Source organism: Longimicrobium sp. (genome assembly GCF_036399935.1).
GTDB lineage: Bacteria > Gemmatimonadota > Gemmatimonadetes > Longimicrobiales > Longimicrobiaceae > Longimicrobium.
On the sequence record NZ_DASWMD010000081.1, the window covers coordinates 1 to 15962 of the forward strand.

Annotated in this window: 13 protein-coding genes; all 13 read left to right on the forward strand. The window is 71.8% G+C overall.

All coding sequences use genetic code 11. The features are described from left to right. Window positions 1-416: adenylyl-sulfate kinase (locus VGB24_RS24055; protein WP_331075476.1), on the forward strand; the 416-nt coding region annotated here is incomplete at its 5' end. Window positions 417-573: 157 nt separating this feature from the next. Further along, window positions 574-1422, forward strand: coding sequence for a sulfate adenylyltransferase subunit CysD (gene cysD / locus VGB24_RS24060; RefSeq protein ID WP_349263951.1), 849 nt, complete (start codon window positions 574-576; stop codon window positions 1420-1422). Further along, complete coding sequence (gene cysN / locus VGB24_RS24065) at window positions 1419-3404, forward strand: sulfate adenylyltransferase subunit CysN (protein WP_331075478.1); 1986 nt, start codon at window positions 1419-1421, stop codon at window positions 3402-3404. Before cysD ends, cysN begins: the two co-directional genes overlap by 4 nt. 303 nt (window positions 3405-3707) lie before the next feature. Beyond that, on the forward strand, window positions 3708-4784 hold the full coding sequence (locus tag VGB24_RS24070) for an SDR family oxidoreductase (RefSeq protein ID WP_331075479.1): 1077 nt from the start codon (window positions 3708-3710) through the stop codon (window positions 4782-4784). 26 nt (window positions 4785-4810) lie between these two features. Then, a complete protein-coding gene (locus tag VGB24_RS24075; protein WP_331075480.1) occupies window positions 4811-5788 on the forward strand; it encodes a GDP-mannose 4,6-dehydratase in 978 nt (325 codons plus the stop codon). Between the two features lie 16 nt (window positions 5789-5804). Beyond that, complete coding sequence (locus VGB24_RS24080) at window positions 5805-7673, forward strand: hypothetical protein (protein WP_331075481.1); 1869 nt, start codon at window positions 5805-5807, stop codon at window positions 7671-7673. An 82-nt stretch (window positions 7674-7755) separates the two neighbouring features. Next, window positions 7756-9162 (forward strand): alkaline phosphatase family protein, encoded by a 1407-nt coding sequence (locus tag VGB24_RS24085; RefSeq protein ID WP_331075482.1) that lies wholly within the window; start codon window positions 7756-7758, stop codon window positions 9160-9162. Then, on the forward strand, window positions 9159-10136 hold the full coding sequence (locus VGB24_RS24090) for a Gfo/Idh/MocA family oxidoreductase (RefSeq protein WP_331075483.1): 978 nt from the start codon (window positions 9159-9161) through the stop codon (window positions 10134-10136). Before VGB24_RS24085 ends, VGB24_RS24090 begins: the two co-directional genes overlap by 4 nt. Beyond that, on the forward strand, window positions 10133-11227 hold the full coding sequence (locus VGB24_RS24095; protein ID WP_331075484.1) for an FAD-dependent oxidoreductase: 1095 nt from the start codon (window positions 10133-10135) through the stop codon (window positions 11225-11227). The genes VGB24_RS24090 and VGB24_RS24095 overlap by 4 nt, the downstream gene beginning before the upstream one ends. 29 nt (window positions 11228-11256) lie before the next feature. Beyond that, complete coding sequence (locus VGB24_RS24100; RefSeq protein WP_331075485.1) at window positions 11257-12435, forward strand: glycosyltransferase family 4 protein; 1179 nt, start codon at window positions 11257-11259, stop codon at window positions 12433-12435. A 150-nt stretch (window positions 12436-12585) separates the two neighbouring features. Further along, window positions 12586-12828: a hypothetical protein gene (locus tag VGB24_RS24105; RefSeq protein WP_331075486.1), complete on the forward strand. Its 243-nt coding sequence runs from the start codon at window positions 12586-12588 to the stop codon at window positions 12826-12828. Then, window positions 12825-14378 (forward strand): flippase, encoded by a 1554-nt coding sequence (locus VGB24_RS24110; protein ID WP_331075487.1) that lies wholly within the window; start codon window positions 12825-12827, stop codon window positions 14376-14378. Before VGB24_RS24105 ends, VGB24_RS24110 begins: the two co-directional genes overlap by 4 nt. Then, window positions 14375-15910 carry an alkaline phosphatase family protein gene (locus VGB24_RS24115; RefSeq protein ID WP_331075488.1) on the forward strand — a complete coding sequence of 512 codons (1536 nt, stop codon included), beginning with the start codon at window positions 14375-14377 and terminating at the stop codon, window positions 15908-15910. Before VGB24_RS24110 ends, VGB24_RS24115 begins: the two co-directional genes overlap by 4 nt. Window positions 15911-15962: the final 52 nt, after the last annotated feature.

Here is a 15962-nt window from a genome sequence, read left to right on the forward strand (position 1 = left end):
CGGCGGATCGGTTATGTTGCCAAGCTCCTGTCGCGCAACGGGGGGGGCGGTGGTGGCCACGTCCATCTCGCCCTTCCGCCAAGCGCGCGAGGGAGGTGCGGCGGATGGCGGGGCGCTTCTTCAAGGTCTTCGTGGACGCGCCGCTGGAGGTGTGCGAGGCGCCGGACACCGACGAGCTGTACCAGCGGGCACGGCTCGGGCTGGCCAACGACGTCGCGGGCATCAGCGACGCGTACGAGCCCCCGCTTCACCCCGAAGCAACCATCCGCGGGAAGTCCGAAACACCCGTGGAAGGCGCGGCGCGCATCCTGGCCCGGCTCGAGGAGCCGGGGTGGGTTCCCGCCGCGCCTGCGCCAGGCCGCGACCCCGATGGGGCCGTGGCCCGGGCGCAGCTCCGCGCGCTCCAGAACCGCTGAATCCCGCTTTTCCAGGCACCGACGACGCAAGGTGATGCCCAGCGCAGTACCCCTTCGGCCGCCTGCCGCCGCGGAGCCCCCGGCGCACGCCGCCCCGCCGCGGCCCACCCACCGCCGCTCGCACCTGGACCAGCTCGAGTCCGAGGCCATCTTCATCATGCGGGAGGTGGCCGCGCAGTTCGAGCGGCCGGTGCTGCTGTTCTCGGGCGGCAAGGACTCCATCGTCATGGTCAAGCTGGCCCAGAAGGCGTTCTGGCCCGGGCGGTTCCCGTTCCCGCTGCTGCACGTGGACACGGGGCACAACTTTCCGGAAACGCTGGAGTGCCGCGACCAGCTGGTGCGCGAAGCGGGGGCGGAGCTGCTGGTGAGGCGCGTGCAGGACTCCATCGACGCGGGCCGCTGCGCCGACGAGTCGGGGCCGCGCGCCAGCCGCAACGGCCTGCAGACCGTCACCCTGCTCGACGCCCTGGCGGAGCTGCGGGTCGACGCGGCGCTGGGCGGCGGGCGGCGCGACGAGGAAAAGGCGCGCGCCAAGGAGCGGTTCTTTTCGCACCGCGACCGGTTCGGGCAGTGGAACCCCAAGGAGCAGCGGCCGGAGCTGTGGAACCTGTTCAACGGGCACAAGTCGCCCGGCGAGCACTTCCGCGTGTTCCCGCTCTCCAACTGGACGGAGCTCGACGTCTGGCAGTACATCGAGCGCGAGGACGTTCCCCTGCCGTCGCTGTACTTCGCCCACCGCCGCGAGGTGTTCCGCCGCGACGACCAGTGGCTGGCCCGCTCGCCCTGGGTGCAGCTGCTGCCCGGCGAAGAATACGAGCAGCGAACGGTGCGCTTCCGCACCGTCGGCGACGCCACCTGCACCGGCGCCATCGACTCGGAAGCGGCCACGGTGCCACAGATCGTCCACGAGATCGCCGCCATGCGCGTCACCGAGCGCGGTACCCGCACCGACGACCAGCGCTCCGAGGCGGCCATGGAAGACCGCAAGCGGCTGGGGTACTTTTGAGCGCGGCCACCACGACGGCGCCGGCCCCCCCGGGCGCGGCGCAGCGCGAGGGCGACCTGCTTCGCGTTTCCACGGCGGGAAGCGTGGACGACGGCAAGAGCACGCTCATCGGCCGGCTGCTCTTCGACACCAAGTCCATCTTCGAAGACCAGCTCCTGGCCCTCGAAGGGGCCAGCCGCCGCCGCGGCGACGACGGGCTGAACCTGGCGCTGCTCACCGACGGCCTGCGCGCCGAACGCGAGCAGAACATCACCATCGACGTGGCGTACCGGTACTTCGCCACGCCCAGGCGCAAGTTCATCGTCGCCGACACGCCGGGGCACGTGCAGTACACCCGCAACATGGTCACGGGGGCGTCCACCGCCGACCTGGCCATCGTGCTGGTCGACGCGCGCCGCGGCGCACAGACGCAGTCGCGGCGGCACGGGTTCATCGCCTCGCTGCTGCGCATTCCGCACGTGGTCGTCGCGGTGAACAAGATGGACATGGTGGGCTACGACCAGGCCGTGTTCGACGAGATCGTGGCCGAATTCCGCGGGTTCGCCGAGAAGCTCGACGTCAAGGACCTGGTGTTCATCCCGCTGTCGGCGCTGCACGGCGACAACGTGGTCGCCAAGAGCGACGCGATGCCCTGGTACCAGGGGGCCACGCTCCTTCACCACCTGGAAAACGTAAACGTCGGAGCCGAGCGCAACCTGGTCGACTTCCGCTTTCCCGTGCAGTACGTGCTGCGCCCCCACCAGGACTTCCGCGGGTTCGCGGGGCGGGTGGCGTCGGGCACGGTGTCGGCCGGCGAAGAGGTGGTGGTCCTTCCGTCGGGGCGCGCCACCCGCGTGCGCTCGGTGGAAACGGCCGACGGGCCCCGGGCCGAGGGCGCGGCGGGCGATTCGGTGATCCTCACCCTCGACGACGACGTCGACGTTTCGCGCGGGGACATGATCGTGCGGCGCAACAACCTGCCCACGTCCGCCTCGCGCATCGACGCCCTGGTCTGCTGGCTTTCCGAAAGCCCGCTCGACCCGTCCACGCCCTACCTGCTGATGCACACCACGCGCACGGTGCGCGCCTTCGTGCAGCGGGTGGCGTACCGCATCGACGTCGACACCCTTCACCGCGAGCCCGCCGCCTCGCTGGGGCTGAACGACATCGGCCGGGTGGAGCTTCAGGCGGCCGCGCACGTGTTCTTCGACCCGTACGCGCTGAACCGCGCCACGGGCAGCTTCATCCTGGTGCATCCGTACACCCACGCCACGGTGGCGGCGGGGATGATCCGGGGCGAGGTGAAGTCGGCCGAAGCGCTGGCCGCCGCGCCCGCGCCCGCCCCGCCGGTCTCGCCGGGGGTGGTGTGGGAAGAGGCGAACATCCCCCGCGAGGCGCGCGAGGCCCGCAACGGCCACGCCGCCGCGGTGGTCTGGCTGACCGGGCTTTCCGGCGCCGGCAAGAGCACCATCGCCCGGGCGCTGGAGCGGCACCTGTTCGCGCGGGGCTGCCAGACCATGCTCCTGGACGGCGACCAGCTGCGCCACGGGCTGTGCGGCGACCTGGGCTTCACGCCGGCCGACCGGGCCGAGAACGTGCGGCGCGCGGGCGAGGCGGCCCGCCTCTTCTTCGAGTCGGGGGCGCTGGTGCTGTGCACCTTTGTTTCGCCCTTCGCCGCCGATCGCGACCGCGCGAGGTCGCTCGTCCCGGAGGGGCGGTTCGTGGAGGTGTTCGTGGACTGTCCGCTCCCCGAGCTGCGCCGGCGCGACACCAAGGGGCTGTACGCCCGCGCCGAACGGGGCGAGCTGCACGACCTGACCGGGGTGACGGCTCCGTACGAGCCGCCCACCGCCGCCGAGCTGGTGGTGCGCTCCGACGCCGAAGGGGTGGACGCGGCCGTGGCGCGCATCGTGGCGCATCTGGAGGGGTCGGGGGTGCTGCGCGGCGCGGCGCCCGGCGGGAGGGAGGGGGGTGAAAGTGGTTCAGGTCCAAAGTTTGCCTAGGGTGCGTGCGTCCTGGCGCGAGGTGACGCGGACTGGCTATCTTCCTCGAAGTGCACGCTCGCTCCGGCCCCTGGGGCCGGCGGGCGGCCGGGCATCCTCGCGGCGGAGAACCCGCCCCGCTCCCGCCGCCCTCCCGCCCACGCAACCAGCCCGGCGTGGGCCCGGCGTCGCTCCGAAACCGTTTTTCCGACCTGAGCGCCACATGAGCAGTCATCACTGGTATTTTCTTTCCGCCGCCGGGTCCGGCGCGGCGGTGGCGGGCGCCGTCGGCCTGGGAGGCGTCCGCTGCGTGGAGCGGGCGCGATGACCGCCGCCAGCCGCTACGCCGAGGTGCAGGACCGGCTCCGCGCCGAGCCACGCACCTGGCTGGTGACGGGCGCGGCGGGGTTCATCGGGTCCAACCTGGTCGAAGCCCTGCTGCGCCTGGGGCAGCGGGTGGTGGGGCTCGACAACTTCGCCACCGGGCACAGGCGGAACCTGGCCGAAGCGATGGACCAGGTTCCGGAGGCGCGCGGCCTCTTTCGCTTCGTCGAGGGCGACATCCGCGACCTGGATACCTGCAAGAAGGCCTGCCAGGGGATCGAGGTGGTCCTTCACCAGGCGGCGATCGGCTCGGTGCCGCGGTCCATCGACGACCCGCTGGAAACGAACTCCGCCAACGTCACCGGCTTCCTGAACATGCTCCAGGCCGCGCGCGAGGCGGGAGTGGGGCGGTTCGTGTACGCCGCCTCCAGCTCCACCTACGGCGACGACCAGACGCTCCCCAAGACGGAGGACCGCATCGGCCGTCCCTTGTCGCCGTACGCCGTTTCCAAGTACGTTAACGAGCTGTACGCCGACGTTTTCCACCGGGTGTACGGAATCGACACGGTGGGGCTGCGCTACTTCAACGTGTTCGGCCCGCGGCAGGACCCCCAGGGGGCCTATGCCGCCGTGATCCCCCTGTGGGTCGCAAGCCTTCTCGAGGGGAAGCCCTGCCGGATCAACGGCGACGGCGAGACCAGCCGCGACTTCTGCTACGTCGCCAACGTGGTCCAGGCCAACCTGCTGGCGGCCTCGGCCACCGACGGCGAGGCGCTGAACCAGGTCTATAACGTCGCCCTCGGGGGGCGCACCACCCTGAACTCGCTGTTCGCGGCCATCCGCGGCGAGCTGGCGCGCGAATATTCCGAACTGGGCGCCGCCGAGCCCGAGTACGCCCCGTTCCGGCCCGGCGACGTCCGGCACTCGCAGGCCGACACCTCCCGCATCCGCCAGCGCCTCGGCTACGAGCCGACGCACACGGTGGAGCGCGGGCTGTCCGAGGCGCTCGACTGGTACGTGCGCGACCTCCAGCGGCGCCCCGGCGCGGCAGGGGCGCAGGCAGCCGCGGCGTCCTGACGCCCTCCATCCAGTAGAACGAAGCTATGAACTATCTCATCACGGGTGGTGCGGGATTCGTGGGAAGCCACCTCGCGGACACGCTGCTCGCGCAGGGCCACCGGGTCACGGTTCTCGACGACCTGTCCACGGGGTCGATGTCGAACATCGCGCACCTGCGGGAGCACCCGCGGTTCCGCTACGTCATCGAGAACATGCTGAACCCGCCGCTCCTGGCCGAGCTCGTGGACGAAGCCGACGCCGTTTTCCACCTCGCCGCGGCGGTCGGGGTGAAGCTGATCGTCGAGAGCCCGGTGAGGACGCTCGAGACCAACATCCGCTGCACGGAGCTCCTGCTGGCCGTCGCCGCCAAGAAGGGGAGAAAGGTGCTCCTTACCTCGACCTCCGAGGTATACGGCAAGAGCACGGCGATCCCGTTCCGCGAAGACGGCGACCTGGTGATGGGGTGCACCACCCGGGGCCGCTGGAGCTACGCCTGTTCCAAGGCCATCGACGAGTTCCTCGCCATCGCCTATTGGCGCGAAAAGCAGCTTCCCACCGTGGTCGTTCGCCTGTTCAACACGGTGGGGCCGCGGCAGACGGGGCGCTACGGCATGGTCATCCCCAACTTCGTCCGGCAGGCGCTGGCGGGCGAGCCCATCACCGTGTACGGCGACGGCCTGCAGAGCCGCTGCTTCACGCACGTGAGCGACTCGGTGCGCGCCCTGGCCGGGCTGATGGAGGCCGAGGCCGCCGTCGGCGAGGTGCACAACATCGGCAGCACGCAGGAGATCAGCATCCTGGGGCTGGCCGAGCGGGTCAGGGAGATGACGGAGTCCAAGTCGGAGATCGTGTACGTGCCGTACGCCGTGGCGTACGAGGAAAACTTCGAGGACATGCCGCGCCGCGTGCCTTGCCTGGACAAGATCCGCCGCACCATCGGCTGGGAGCCGGAGGTGAACCTCGACGAGATCCTCGACTCCGTGATCCAGTTCCGGCAGTCGCGGATGCTGAACCCGGCGTGACCGCCACCGACACACCATGCACAGTGTACCGTTCCTGGTCCCGGCGCTCGCCTTTGCCGTCGCGTTCCTGATCTCGCTGGCGCTCACTCCCGCGGTACGCGCGTGGGCGCGCGCCGTGGGGATCATCGCCAACCCCACCCTCGACCGCTGGCACCAGAAGCCCACGGCGCTGCTGGGCGGGGTGGCCATCTACGGGGCGTTCGTCGGCGGGATGACGATCTCGCTCCTGCTGTCGGGCGGCTCGGGCGAGCGCAGCACCTTCGGTGCCGTGCACCTGGGGGTCCTGGCGTCGTCGAGCCTGATGTTCGTCGTCGGCCTGGTCGACGACCGCCTCAAGCTGCGCCCGGCGAGCAAGCTGATCGCCCAGGGGGTGGCCGCCGCGATCGTGGTGTCGCTCGGCGTGGTGTACCCGCTCACCCCGTGGGCCGTGGTCAACGCGCTCGCGACGGTGTTCTGGTTCCTGGCGCTCACCAATGCGCTGAACCTGCTCGACAACATGGATGGAGTCGCCGTGGGGGTGGCGGGGATCGCCGCCGCCGTCCTGGCGTTTTCGTTCGCGTCGGAAGGCGAGTGGGCGCTGGCGGCCGTGTGCATGGCGCTCGCGGGCGCCGTCGCGGGATTCCTGCCCTTCAACTTCAATCCCGCGTCCATCTTCATGGGCGACTCGGGAAGCCTGTTCATCGGGTCGCTGCTCGCCGGGCTGGGCGCGGCCTACCCCACGACGGCGTCGGGGAGCATCGTTTCGGTGCTCTTCGTCCCGGCCCTGATCGTGGCGATCCCCATCCTCGACACCCTGCTGGTGACGGTCACGCGGACCCTGGCCGGCCGCTCCATCTCCGTGGGCGGGCGCGACCACACCAGCCACCGGCTGGTGGCCATGGGGCTGTCGCAGCGCCAGACGGCGCTCCTGCTCTACACGGTCGCGGGGGTGGGCGGGGGCGCGGCGCTGGTGCTGCGGAACATGGGAGCGGCGATCGCCCTGCCGGTGGGCGCGGTGATCCTGGCGGGGCTGGTGGTGTGCGCCGCCTACCTGGGGGGAATGCACAAGTATGACGACGACGGGCAGCTTCCCCCGCGGGCCACGCTGCTCGTTTCCAACCTGTTCCACAAGCGCCGCGCCGCCGAGGTGCTGCTGGACCTCGTGCTCTTCGCGGTGGCGTACTCGACCGCGTACCTGATCCGGTACGACGGGGCGCCGCCGCCCGACCAGGCGGCCATCCTGTCGGGCACCCTGGCCGTCGCGGTGGTCAGCAAGTCGGTGGCGTTCGGAACCATGGGCGTGTACCGCGGGACGTGGCAGCACCTGAGCGTCAAGGACGTGCACCGCCTAGGCAAGGCCGCGCTCCTCGGCAGCCTGCTCACCACCGCGGCGCTCGTCTTCTTTTTCCGGGGCGACCACTTCGCCCGCGGCATCCTGATCGTCGACGCGCTGCTGGTGGGGCTGCTCACCATCGGGGCGCGGGCGTCGTTCCGGTCGCTCGACTCCGTCCGCCACTCGCTGGACCAGAGCGGCGCGCCGGCACTGATCTACGGGGCGGGGAGGGGCGGCGAACTGGTGCTGCGCCACCTCCGCGCGCGGCCGGAACTGCGCCTGCGCCCCGTGGGCTTTCTCGACGACAACGCCAGCAAGGCGAACTGGCTGATCCACGGGGTCCCGGTGGTCGGCGGCTTCGAGCAGCTGGCCGGGGTGGTGGCCCGCACCCGCACCCGCACCGTCGTGGTCGGCACGGGCAAGCTGCGGCCCGCGCGCATGGAGGAGCTGAGGCAGGCCTGCCGCGCGCTCGACGTGCAGCTGCTCAAGCTCGAGGTGGAGCTCAGGCCCGTCGCCACGGCGAGCACGGCCCCGCCCGAGCGCGCGGTGCGGTCGGTGGCGCAGCGCGCCTGAGGGCGCCCGCCGCGTTTTTCCTTTTTCTTTTGCCTGGTCGCGAATGAACGAATCGGCGGGCCGGACCTCTCGGCGCAGGGTGATGGTGATCGGGCTCGACTGCGCCGATCCGGACCTCGTGTTCCACCGCTGGCTGGAGCACCTCCCCAACCTGCGGCGGGTGCTGCAGGCGGGGGTGCACGGTCCCCTGAGAAGCTCCACGCCCCCCATCACCGTGCCCGCGTGGATGTCGATGGTCACGGGAAAGGACCCTGGGGAGCTCGGCTTCTACGGGTTCCGCAACCGCGCCGACCACGGGTACGAGCGCCTTTCCCTGGTCACCTCGGCCAGCGTGCACGAGCCCACGGTGTGGGACCTGCTCGGCGCGGCCGGAAAACGGTCCGTGGTCATCGGCGTGCCCCCTTCGTACCCGGTGCGGCCCGTGCGGGGAGAGCTGGTTTCCTGCTTCCTGACCCCCGAGGCGGCGCAGCAGTGGACGCATCCCCACGCGCTGAGCGCCGAGATCCGCCGCCTGGTGGGCGACTACATGGTCGACGTCAGGGGGTTCCGCACCGACCGCAAGCGGTGGCTGCTGGAGCAGATCTACGAGATGACCGAGAAGCGGTTCACCGTCGCCCGGCACCTCCTGCGGTCGCGCCAGTGGGACTTCTTCATGATGGTGGAGATGGGCACGGACCGCATCCACCACGGGTTCTGGCAGTACATGGACCCGGACCACGTGCTGTATCCCGGGCCCAACGAGTTCGAGGACGCCATCTTCCAGTACTACAGGCGGGTCGACGAGCTGCTCGGCGGGCTCCTGGAGTTCGCGGACGACGACACCCGGGTGCTGATCGTTTCCGACCACGGCGCCAAGCGGATGGACGGCGGGATCGCCATCAACGAATGGCTGATCCAGCAGGGATACCTGGTGCTCAAGCGCTACCCGGACCGGCCGACCAAGTTCGAGCAGCTGGAGGTGGACTGGCCGCGCACCCGGGCCTGGAGCGAAGGCGGCTACTACGCCCGCCTGTTCCTGAACGTGCGCGGGCGCGAGCCCCAGGGAGCCGTGGACCCCGCGGAGTACGAGTCCGTGCGCCGGCGGATCGGCGAGGAGCTGGAAGCGCTGGGCGACGAGCAGGGGCGCCCGATCGGCACGCGCGTGGTCGTGCCTTCGGAGGAGTACGCGGCCCTGAACAACGTGGCGCCCGACCTGCTGCTCTTCTTCGGCGACCTGTTCTGGCGCTCGGTGGGAACGGTGGGCGGCGGCCGGGTGCATACGCGCGAAAACGACACCGGGCCCGACGGGGCCAACCACGACTGGAACGGCATCTTCCTCATGGCCGAGGGCCGCGACCTGGGCCGTGGCGGGAACGGAGCACGGATCGAGGGGCTGGGCATCGGCGACGTCGCGCCCACGATCCTGGACGCCTTCGGGCTTTCCGGGGCCCACGCACTGCGCGGGCGGGCGGTGCGCCCCGCGGAGCCGGGAATGGCGGCCGCGGGATGACGCAGGTGCCCGCGGCCGCGCCGCGCGTGGGGGTGGTGGGGCTCGGGCCGTGGGGAAGGAACCTCGTGAGGGTGTTCGCCCAGGCGGGCGACCTCGTGGCCTGCGCCAACCGGGGCGATCCGGCGGCGCGCGCCTGGCTCGGCGCGGCCCACCCGGGCGTTCGCCTGGCGGCGAGCGCCGAGGCGCTGATCGGCGACCCGGAGGTGGACGCGGTGGTGATCGCCACCCCGCCCGCCACCCACGCGGAGCTGGCGGCGGCGGCGCTGCGGGCGGGAAAGCACGTCTTCGTCGAAAAGCCGCTCGCGACCGACGCCGAAACCGCCGTGCGGCTGGTAGGCGCCGCGCGGGACGCCGGCCTCCGGCTCTTCGTGGGGCACACGTTCCTGTACCATCCGGCCTTCACGGCGATGGCCCGGGAGCTGGCCGGCGACCCGGTGCGCGAGGTGCGCTTCCACTGGTCCAAGTGGGGCACGTTCGAATCGGCGCTGGTGTGGAACCTGTTCCCCCACCCGGTCTCGCTGGCGCTCGGGCTGTTCGGACGGGCGCCGGACGAGGTGGAGGTCCTGGCCGGGGGGGGCGGGCCGACCCCCCGCGACTACCTGTCGGTGCGGCTGGGCTTCGCCGGCGGGGGGACCGCGGTGCTCACGGTAGACCGCGCCGCGCCCGTGCGCGGCCTTGCGCTGACCGCCGTGGCGGGGTCCGGGCGCGTGCTTGCCTGGCATGGGGAGTTCCTTTATGATTGGCGCCCCGGAGCCGGGGGGGCACCCGCCGCCGTGGCGCTCCCCGGGGGCGAGCCCCTGCTGCGCCAGGCCCGGGCGTTTTTGGACTCGCTGGCGCCCGGGGCTCACGATCCCGGCGCGGACCGCCTGGACGCGGCCATCGTCGCCGTGCTGGCCCGGATCGCCGGCGCGCACGGCGCTCCGCGGCCCGCGCCTCCGGCCGGCCGCGCCTTTTCACTCGGACAGGAAGCATGACGAAACGGATCCGGGTGGCCGTTGTCGGCGGGGGCATATTCGGGGTGACCGCGGCCGTGGAGCTCGCGGGCGCGGGGTTCAGCGTCGAACTCTTCGAGCGCGGCGACGACCTGCTGTCGGGCGCGAGCGGCATCAACCAGTACCGGCTGCACCGGGGGTACCACTACCCGCGCAGCCCGGAAACGGCGCTGTCGTCGCGCGAGTCCGAGGCCAGCTTCCGGCGGGTGTACGGCCCCGCCATGATGGACGGCTACGAGCATTACTACGCCATCGCGGCCAGGGGATCGCTCGTCACGGCCGACGACTACGTGCGCTTCATGGACGCGCTCGGGCTGGAGTACCGGGCCGAGTGGCCCGAGGTGGTGCGCCGCGGCCCCGTGGAGGCCTGCTTCCGCGTCCGCGAAAGCCTGTTCGGCCCGGACCAGCTCCGCGCCCTTTGCCGGACGCGGCTGCGCGAGTCGGGGGTGCGCGTGCATCTGCGCACCGAGGCCACCCTGCGCCTGCTGGACCCGTTCGACATGCGGGTGATCGCCACGTACGCCGCGCTCAACGAGCTGCTGTCGGGGCTGCCGGGCGGGTTCCGGAGCTACCAGTTCGAGGTCTGCGAAAAGCCGGTGGTGCGGCTGCCCGCCCCGTACGCCCGGCGCAGCGTGGTGGTGATGGACGGGCCGTTCATGTGCCTGGACCCGCTGGGCACCAGCGGGCTCCACGTGATGGGCAACGTGGTCCACGCCATCCACCACACCAGCGTGGGCGAGGTTCCCGAGGTTCCCCCGGCGCTGCGCGCGCTGCTGAACCGCGGCGTCGTCGAGGCGCCGGCGGCTTCGCACTTCGCGCGCTTCGTCGAATCCGGCTCCGAGTTCCTGGCAGGGCTGGCGCCCGTGCAGCACGTGGGCTCCATGTTCACCGTGCGCACGGTGCTGCCGCTCATGGACGCCACCGACGCCCGTCCCACCATCGTGCAGCGGGTGGACGACCGCACCGTGGCCCTCTTCTCGGGGAAGGTGGGCACGTGCGTGCTGGCGGCTCGCGAGGTGCTCAGGGTCGTGCGGCTGCAGTCGGCCCCCGTTCCGGCGGCCGGAGCCGCCTGAGGCCCTGCTGAACCCTGTACCGGAGCGACATGCCAGGTCCATTGAAGATCGTGATCACCACCGGGATCTTTCCCCCGGACATCGGCGGGCCGGCAACCTACGTTCCGCTCGTGGCGGCGGGGCTGGCCGGCGAGGGGCACCAGGTGACCGTGGTCACCGCCAGCGACACGCTCGACCATCCCGCCGACGCGGACTACCCGTTCCGGCTGATCCGCATTCCGCGGGGCATGCCCAAGCCCGCGCGCTGGGCCCGCACGGTGAGCACCATCGCCCGCGAGGCGCGCGCCGCCGACGTGGTGCTGGCCAACGGGTTCGCCATGGAGGCCACGCTGGCCACGCGGATGGGGAGCACGCCGCTGGTTCACAAGGTGGTCGGCGACATGGCCTGGGAGCGTTCGACGGTGAACGGCTGGACGAGCGACCCGTACGAGGTGTTCCAGGCCACGCGCTACGGGCCCAGGATCGAGGGGCTCAAGGCGCTGCGCGCCTGGTGGGTGCGGCAGGCCGACCGGGTGATCGCCAACAGCGCGTACACCGCCGGCGGCGTGGAGCGCTGGGGCGTGCCCCGGCACAAGGTGCAGGTGGTGTACAACGCCACCGCCTCGCTTTCCGGCACCGCGCCGGCCCCGGTTCCGCTGGACACCCCCGTGAAGCTGGTGACCGCCGTTCGGCTGGTGCCCTGGAAGCACGTCGACGAGATCATGGAGGCCATGGCCCCGCTGGACGGCGTGGGCTTCGTGGTGGTGGGCGACGGGCCGGAGCGGAGCGCGCTGGAAGCGGCGGCCGCGGCCGCCGGGGTGGCCGGCCGGGTGTACTTCGCCGGGCAGTGCTCCAAGGGGCAGACCGCCGCCCTCATGGCCGCATGCGACGTGTTCGTGCTCAACTCGAGCTGGGAAAGCTTTCCCCACGCCGCGCTCGAGGCGATGAGCCTGGGCCTTCCCGTGGTGGCCACCGACGTGCCCGGCACCGACGAGATCGTGCGCGACGGCGAGAACGGGCGCCTGGTGCCCCCCCGCGACGTGGCGGCGCTGCGCGGCGCCCTGGCCGCCCTGGCGGGGAGCGCGGCCGAGCGCGAGCGGATGCGTCCCGCGGCCCTGGCCACCGCCGAGCGCTTCGGGGTGGAGCGCATGGTGGCCGACACGGCGGCGCTGCTTCGCGCCGTCGCCGAGGGCGGGCGGAGCCCCGCGGCCACCGCTTCGGCCCGCTAGGCGCACCTTCCGGCCGGTTCGCCGATGGCGCGAACGGAGACCGGGGTGCTATATTCGCGGCCGGCGAAAGGGGCGCGTCCCGGGGCACTCCCCGGGCACGAGCCCCCGCCGTCGTATTGTACTCCTTCGCAGCTGGCAAGGACCACGACCATGGATTCTAGCGGCGGCCCGGAGTGGGCCACCCTGCGCATTCCCGCCGACCTGTTCGGGCGGGTGCAGTCGCACGCCGGAGAGGCCGGCTTCGCCTCGGCCGACGAGTACGTCCGGTTCGTGCTCGAGGAAGTCACCGGTGGCGATGAAGAGCCGGGGGAGGCGGGCGCCGCCGCCGGGCTGACGGCAGAAGAAGAAGGCGACCTGGTGGACCGCCTTCGCGGCCTCGGCTACATCGAGTGACGGAGGCGTCCAACGCCGGGGAGCGCGCCCGAACCGCCGCGCACCTGGCGCGCGGCACCGGACTGGTGATCGTGGGGGCGATGATCGCGCGGGGATTCGGGATGTTCGGCCGGGTTCTCGTGGCGCGCGAATACACCCCCCACGAATTCGGGCTCCTCACGCTGGGGCTCAGCGTCGTCGCGGTGGGCCAGTCGGTCGCGGCCTTCGGGCTGACCAACAGCGTGTCGCGCTTCATCGGGCGGTATCGCGGGCAGGAGAACCGCGACGGGCTCAGGTCCGTGCTCTTCGCCGGGGTGGCCGTCGCCGCGCTGCTCGGGGTGGCGGTCGCGCTGCTCCTGGTCGCCGGCGCCGGCCTGGTGGCCGGCGCGCTCTCGGCGCCCGACCTGCGGCCGCACGTGCGGGTGCTCGCGCTGTCGATCCCCTTCGTGGCCGTCAACACGGTGCTGTTGAACTCGTTCCGCGGCTTCGACCGGGTCCGCGAGTTCATCGTCTTCGACGCCCTGTTCGGGAACCTGCTCAAGTTCGGGGTGATCGCGATCGCGGTGGGCGCCGGGCTTCCCTTCCTGTGGGTGGCGGCGGCGTACACCCTGGCCGCCGCCGGCGAGTTCGTTGCCCTGGCGGCCTACGGGTGGAAGGAGCTCGCGCCGGTGCTGTCGGGCGGCCGCTTCCGCCGGGAGCTCGCCGGGGAGATGCTGCGCTTCTCGGGCACCCTGGCCAGCGGCGACATCGTCCGGATGGCGGCGGCACAGGGGGTGACGCTCCTGTTGGGGCTCTTCCTGATCCCGGCGCAGGTGGGCGTGTACGGCGCCGCCGTGCTCCTGGTGGGGATCGTGGGCACGCTCTACTCGTGCATGCGCTACCTCTTCCTTCCCCTCAGCTCGCGCCTGCACGCGTCGACCAGTTCCGACGAGCTGCGGGTGCTCTTCACGTCGGTCACGCGCTGGCTCACGGGGCTTTCCTTTCCCCTGGCGGCCGTGCTCATCGTGCTGGCGGGGCCCCTGCTGATCCTGGTGTTCGGCCCGGAGTACGCCTACGGGGCGATCGCCCTGCAGATCCTGGCCGCGTCGCAGTTCATGGGCGTCTGGGTGGGCCCGGGAGGCACCACGCTGCTCGCCACCGGCCACCCGCGCAGCGTGCTCTGGGCCACGGTCGTGTCGAACGGCGTGGCCCTCGCGCTGATCCCCGTCCTGGTTCCGCGCTGGGGGCTGGCCGGCGCGGCCGCGGCGTCGGCGGTCTCGACGCTCGCGGCCAACCTCCTGGTCACCGTGTCGCTGATCCGCACCTCGGGGATCCACGCGTTCTCGCCCGGTTTCCTGAAGGCCAGCGCCTGCATGGGCCTGGCCGTCGCGGCCGTCGCGGCCGGCGCCGAGACCTGGGCGGGGCTGCCCGTGCTTCCCGCCGCGCTGGCGCTGTTCACCGCCTTCCTCATGGTTTCGTTCGGCAGCATCTGGGCGTTCGAGGGCATCCTCGAAACCGATCGCGCCGTTTTCCGGATCCTTCATCATCGGGCGATGGCGGCGCTCGGCACGACTACCCCTACGCCTCCATGAACGATTCTTTGCCGCCGGCGGGCCCCACGCCACCGGCCAGGCGCCTGCTCGTGATCGGGCTGGACGGCGCCACGCCTGAGTTCGTCTTCCCGTGGATCGAGGAGGGCCGCCTGCCGAACCTGGGCGGGCTGATGCAAAAGGGCGCGTGGGGCCCCATCGAGTCCACCACGCCCCCCTTCACCTCGATGGCGTGGCCCGTGTTCTACAGCGGCTGCAACCCGGGGAAAACGGGGATCCTCAGCTACTTCGACGACTACCACGCCGCGGTGAGGAAGCCCGCGACGGCCGCGTCCATGCGCGCCAAGCCGATCTGGCGCATCATGAACGAGCACGGCCGGCGGAGCATCGTCGTCGCGGCACCCATCACCTACCCGCCGGAGCCGCTGGACGGCGTGATGGTTTCCGGGATGGACGCCCCGAGCGAGTCGTCGGCGTTCACCCACCCGGCCGCCCTGCGGGAGGAGCTGCTGGAGCGGGGATACCGGATCTTCATCGACCGCGACCTGCTGTACTCGGGCGACACCGAGAAGATCTACCACGAGGGCGTGAGGGTGAGCCGGGCCAAGACCGACGCGTTCACCCGGCTGCTGCGCGCCGAGCCCTGGGATTTCGCCATGGTGGTCCTGAACGAGATCGACGTGATCTCGCACTTCATGACCGGCGACCGCGTGCGCGACATGTACGAGGAAACCGACCTGCTCGTGGGCCGGATGCTCGAGGCGGCGGGGGACGACACCCTGGTGCTGGTGATCTCGGACCACGGCGTGAAGCCGCTGAAGGGCCGGGTGTTCCTGAACGCGATCCTCAAGGACCTGGGCCTGCTCCACCTGAAGCCCGAAAGCGCCGCCGCGGGGGCGCTGGGGCGCGCCGGCTTCAGCCGCGAGCGGGTGAAGGGCGTGCTCCAGTCGCTGGGCCTCCTGAACCGCCTGCGGGGGCTGGTTCCCAGGCGGCTGTGGAACCTGCAGACGGCGCTTCCGGCCGCCGAGCGCCGGCTCGTCGACGTCGACATGAGCCGGACGAAGCTGTACTTCGACGGGGGGTACTGGGTCCGCCACGGCGGCGGGGGCGAGCCGACGGCGGCGGAGCTCGCCGCGCTCGAGGAGGCGCTTGCGCGGTTCGGGGGAAAGCTGTATCGTGGCGCCGACCTGTACCATGGGCCGTATGCACACAAGGCGCCCCCGTACATCGCCTACATCCCCGACCACTACATCGCGAGCGCGATCGGGGCGGGGGGGTGGCTGGGCGGCACCACCGTGCGTCCGGGAGACCACAGCATGCAGGCCACCGCCATCCTGGCGGGGCCCGGGGGGCTGGTGCGGGCCGGCGAGATTTCGGGGCGGCTCGTGGACTGGGCCCCCACGCTCCTGTACCTGATGGGGCTGCCCGTTCCGCCCGAGATGGACGGCGAGGTCCTGGCCCAGGCGGTGGACCCCCGGGTGCTCGCCGCGCGGCCGGTGACCCGCGAGCAGCCCTCCAAGCGGCAGCAGGCCCTCGACCGCATCAAACTCCTGAAAACGCAGGGGCGCATCTGACCCGAGTGCTCCCAGCGCGTCGGCCGGGCTTCCGGCCGGCGCGCCCGGGAGC

Excerpts from the sequence above, each read along its gene's own strand:
- cysD (WP_349263951.1), top strand. The coding sequence starts at position 574 with ATGCGGGAGGTGGCCGCGCAGTTCGAGCGGCCGGTGCTGCTGTTCTCG.
- VGB24_RS24070 (WP_331075479.1), top strand. The coding sequence starts at position 3,708 with ATGACCGCCGCCAGCCGCTACGCCGAGGTGCAGGACCGGCTCCGCGCC.
- VGB24_RS24075 (WP_331075480.1), top strand. The coding sequence starts at position 4,811 with ATGAACTATCTCATCACGGGTGGTGCGGGATTCGTGGGAAGCCACCTC.
- VGB24_RS24080 (WP_331075481.1), top strand. The coding sequence starts at position 5,805 with ATGCACAGTGTACCGTTCCTGGTCCCGGCGCTCGCCTTTGCCGTCGCG.
- VGB24_RS24085 (WP_331075482.1), top strand. The coding sequence starts at position 7,756 with ATGGTGATCGGGCTCGACTGCGCCGATCCGGACCTCGTGTTCCACCGC.
- VGB24_RS24090 (WP_331075483.1), top strand. The coding sequence starts at position 9,159 with ATGACGCAGGTGCCCGCGGCCGCGCCGCGCGTGGGGGTGGTGGGGCTC.
- VGB24_RS24095 (WP_331075484.1), top strand. The coding sequence starts at position 10,133 with ATGACGAAACGGATCCGGGTGGCCGTTGTCGGCGGGGGCATATTCGGG.
- VGB24_RS24100 (WP_331075485.1), top strand. The coding sequence starts at position 11,257 with ATGCCAGGTCCATTGAAGATCGTGATCACCACCGGGATCTTTCCCCCG.
- VGB24_RS24105 (WP_331075486.1), top strand. The coding sequence starts at position 12,586 with ATGGATTCTAGCGGCGGCCCGGAGTGGGCCACCCTGCGCATTCCCGCC.
- VGB24_RS24115 (WP_331075488.1), top strand. The coding sequence starts at position 14,375 with ATGAACGATTCTTTGCCGCCGGCGGGCCCCACGCCACCGGCCAGGCGC.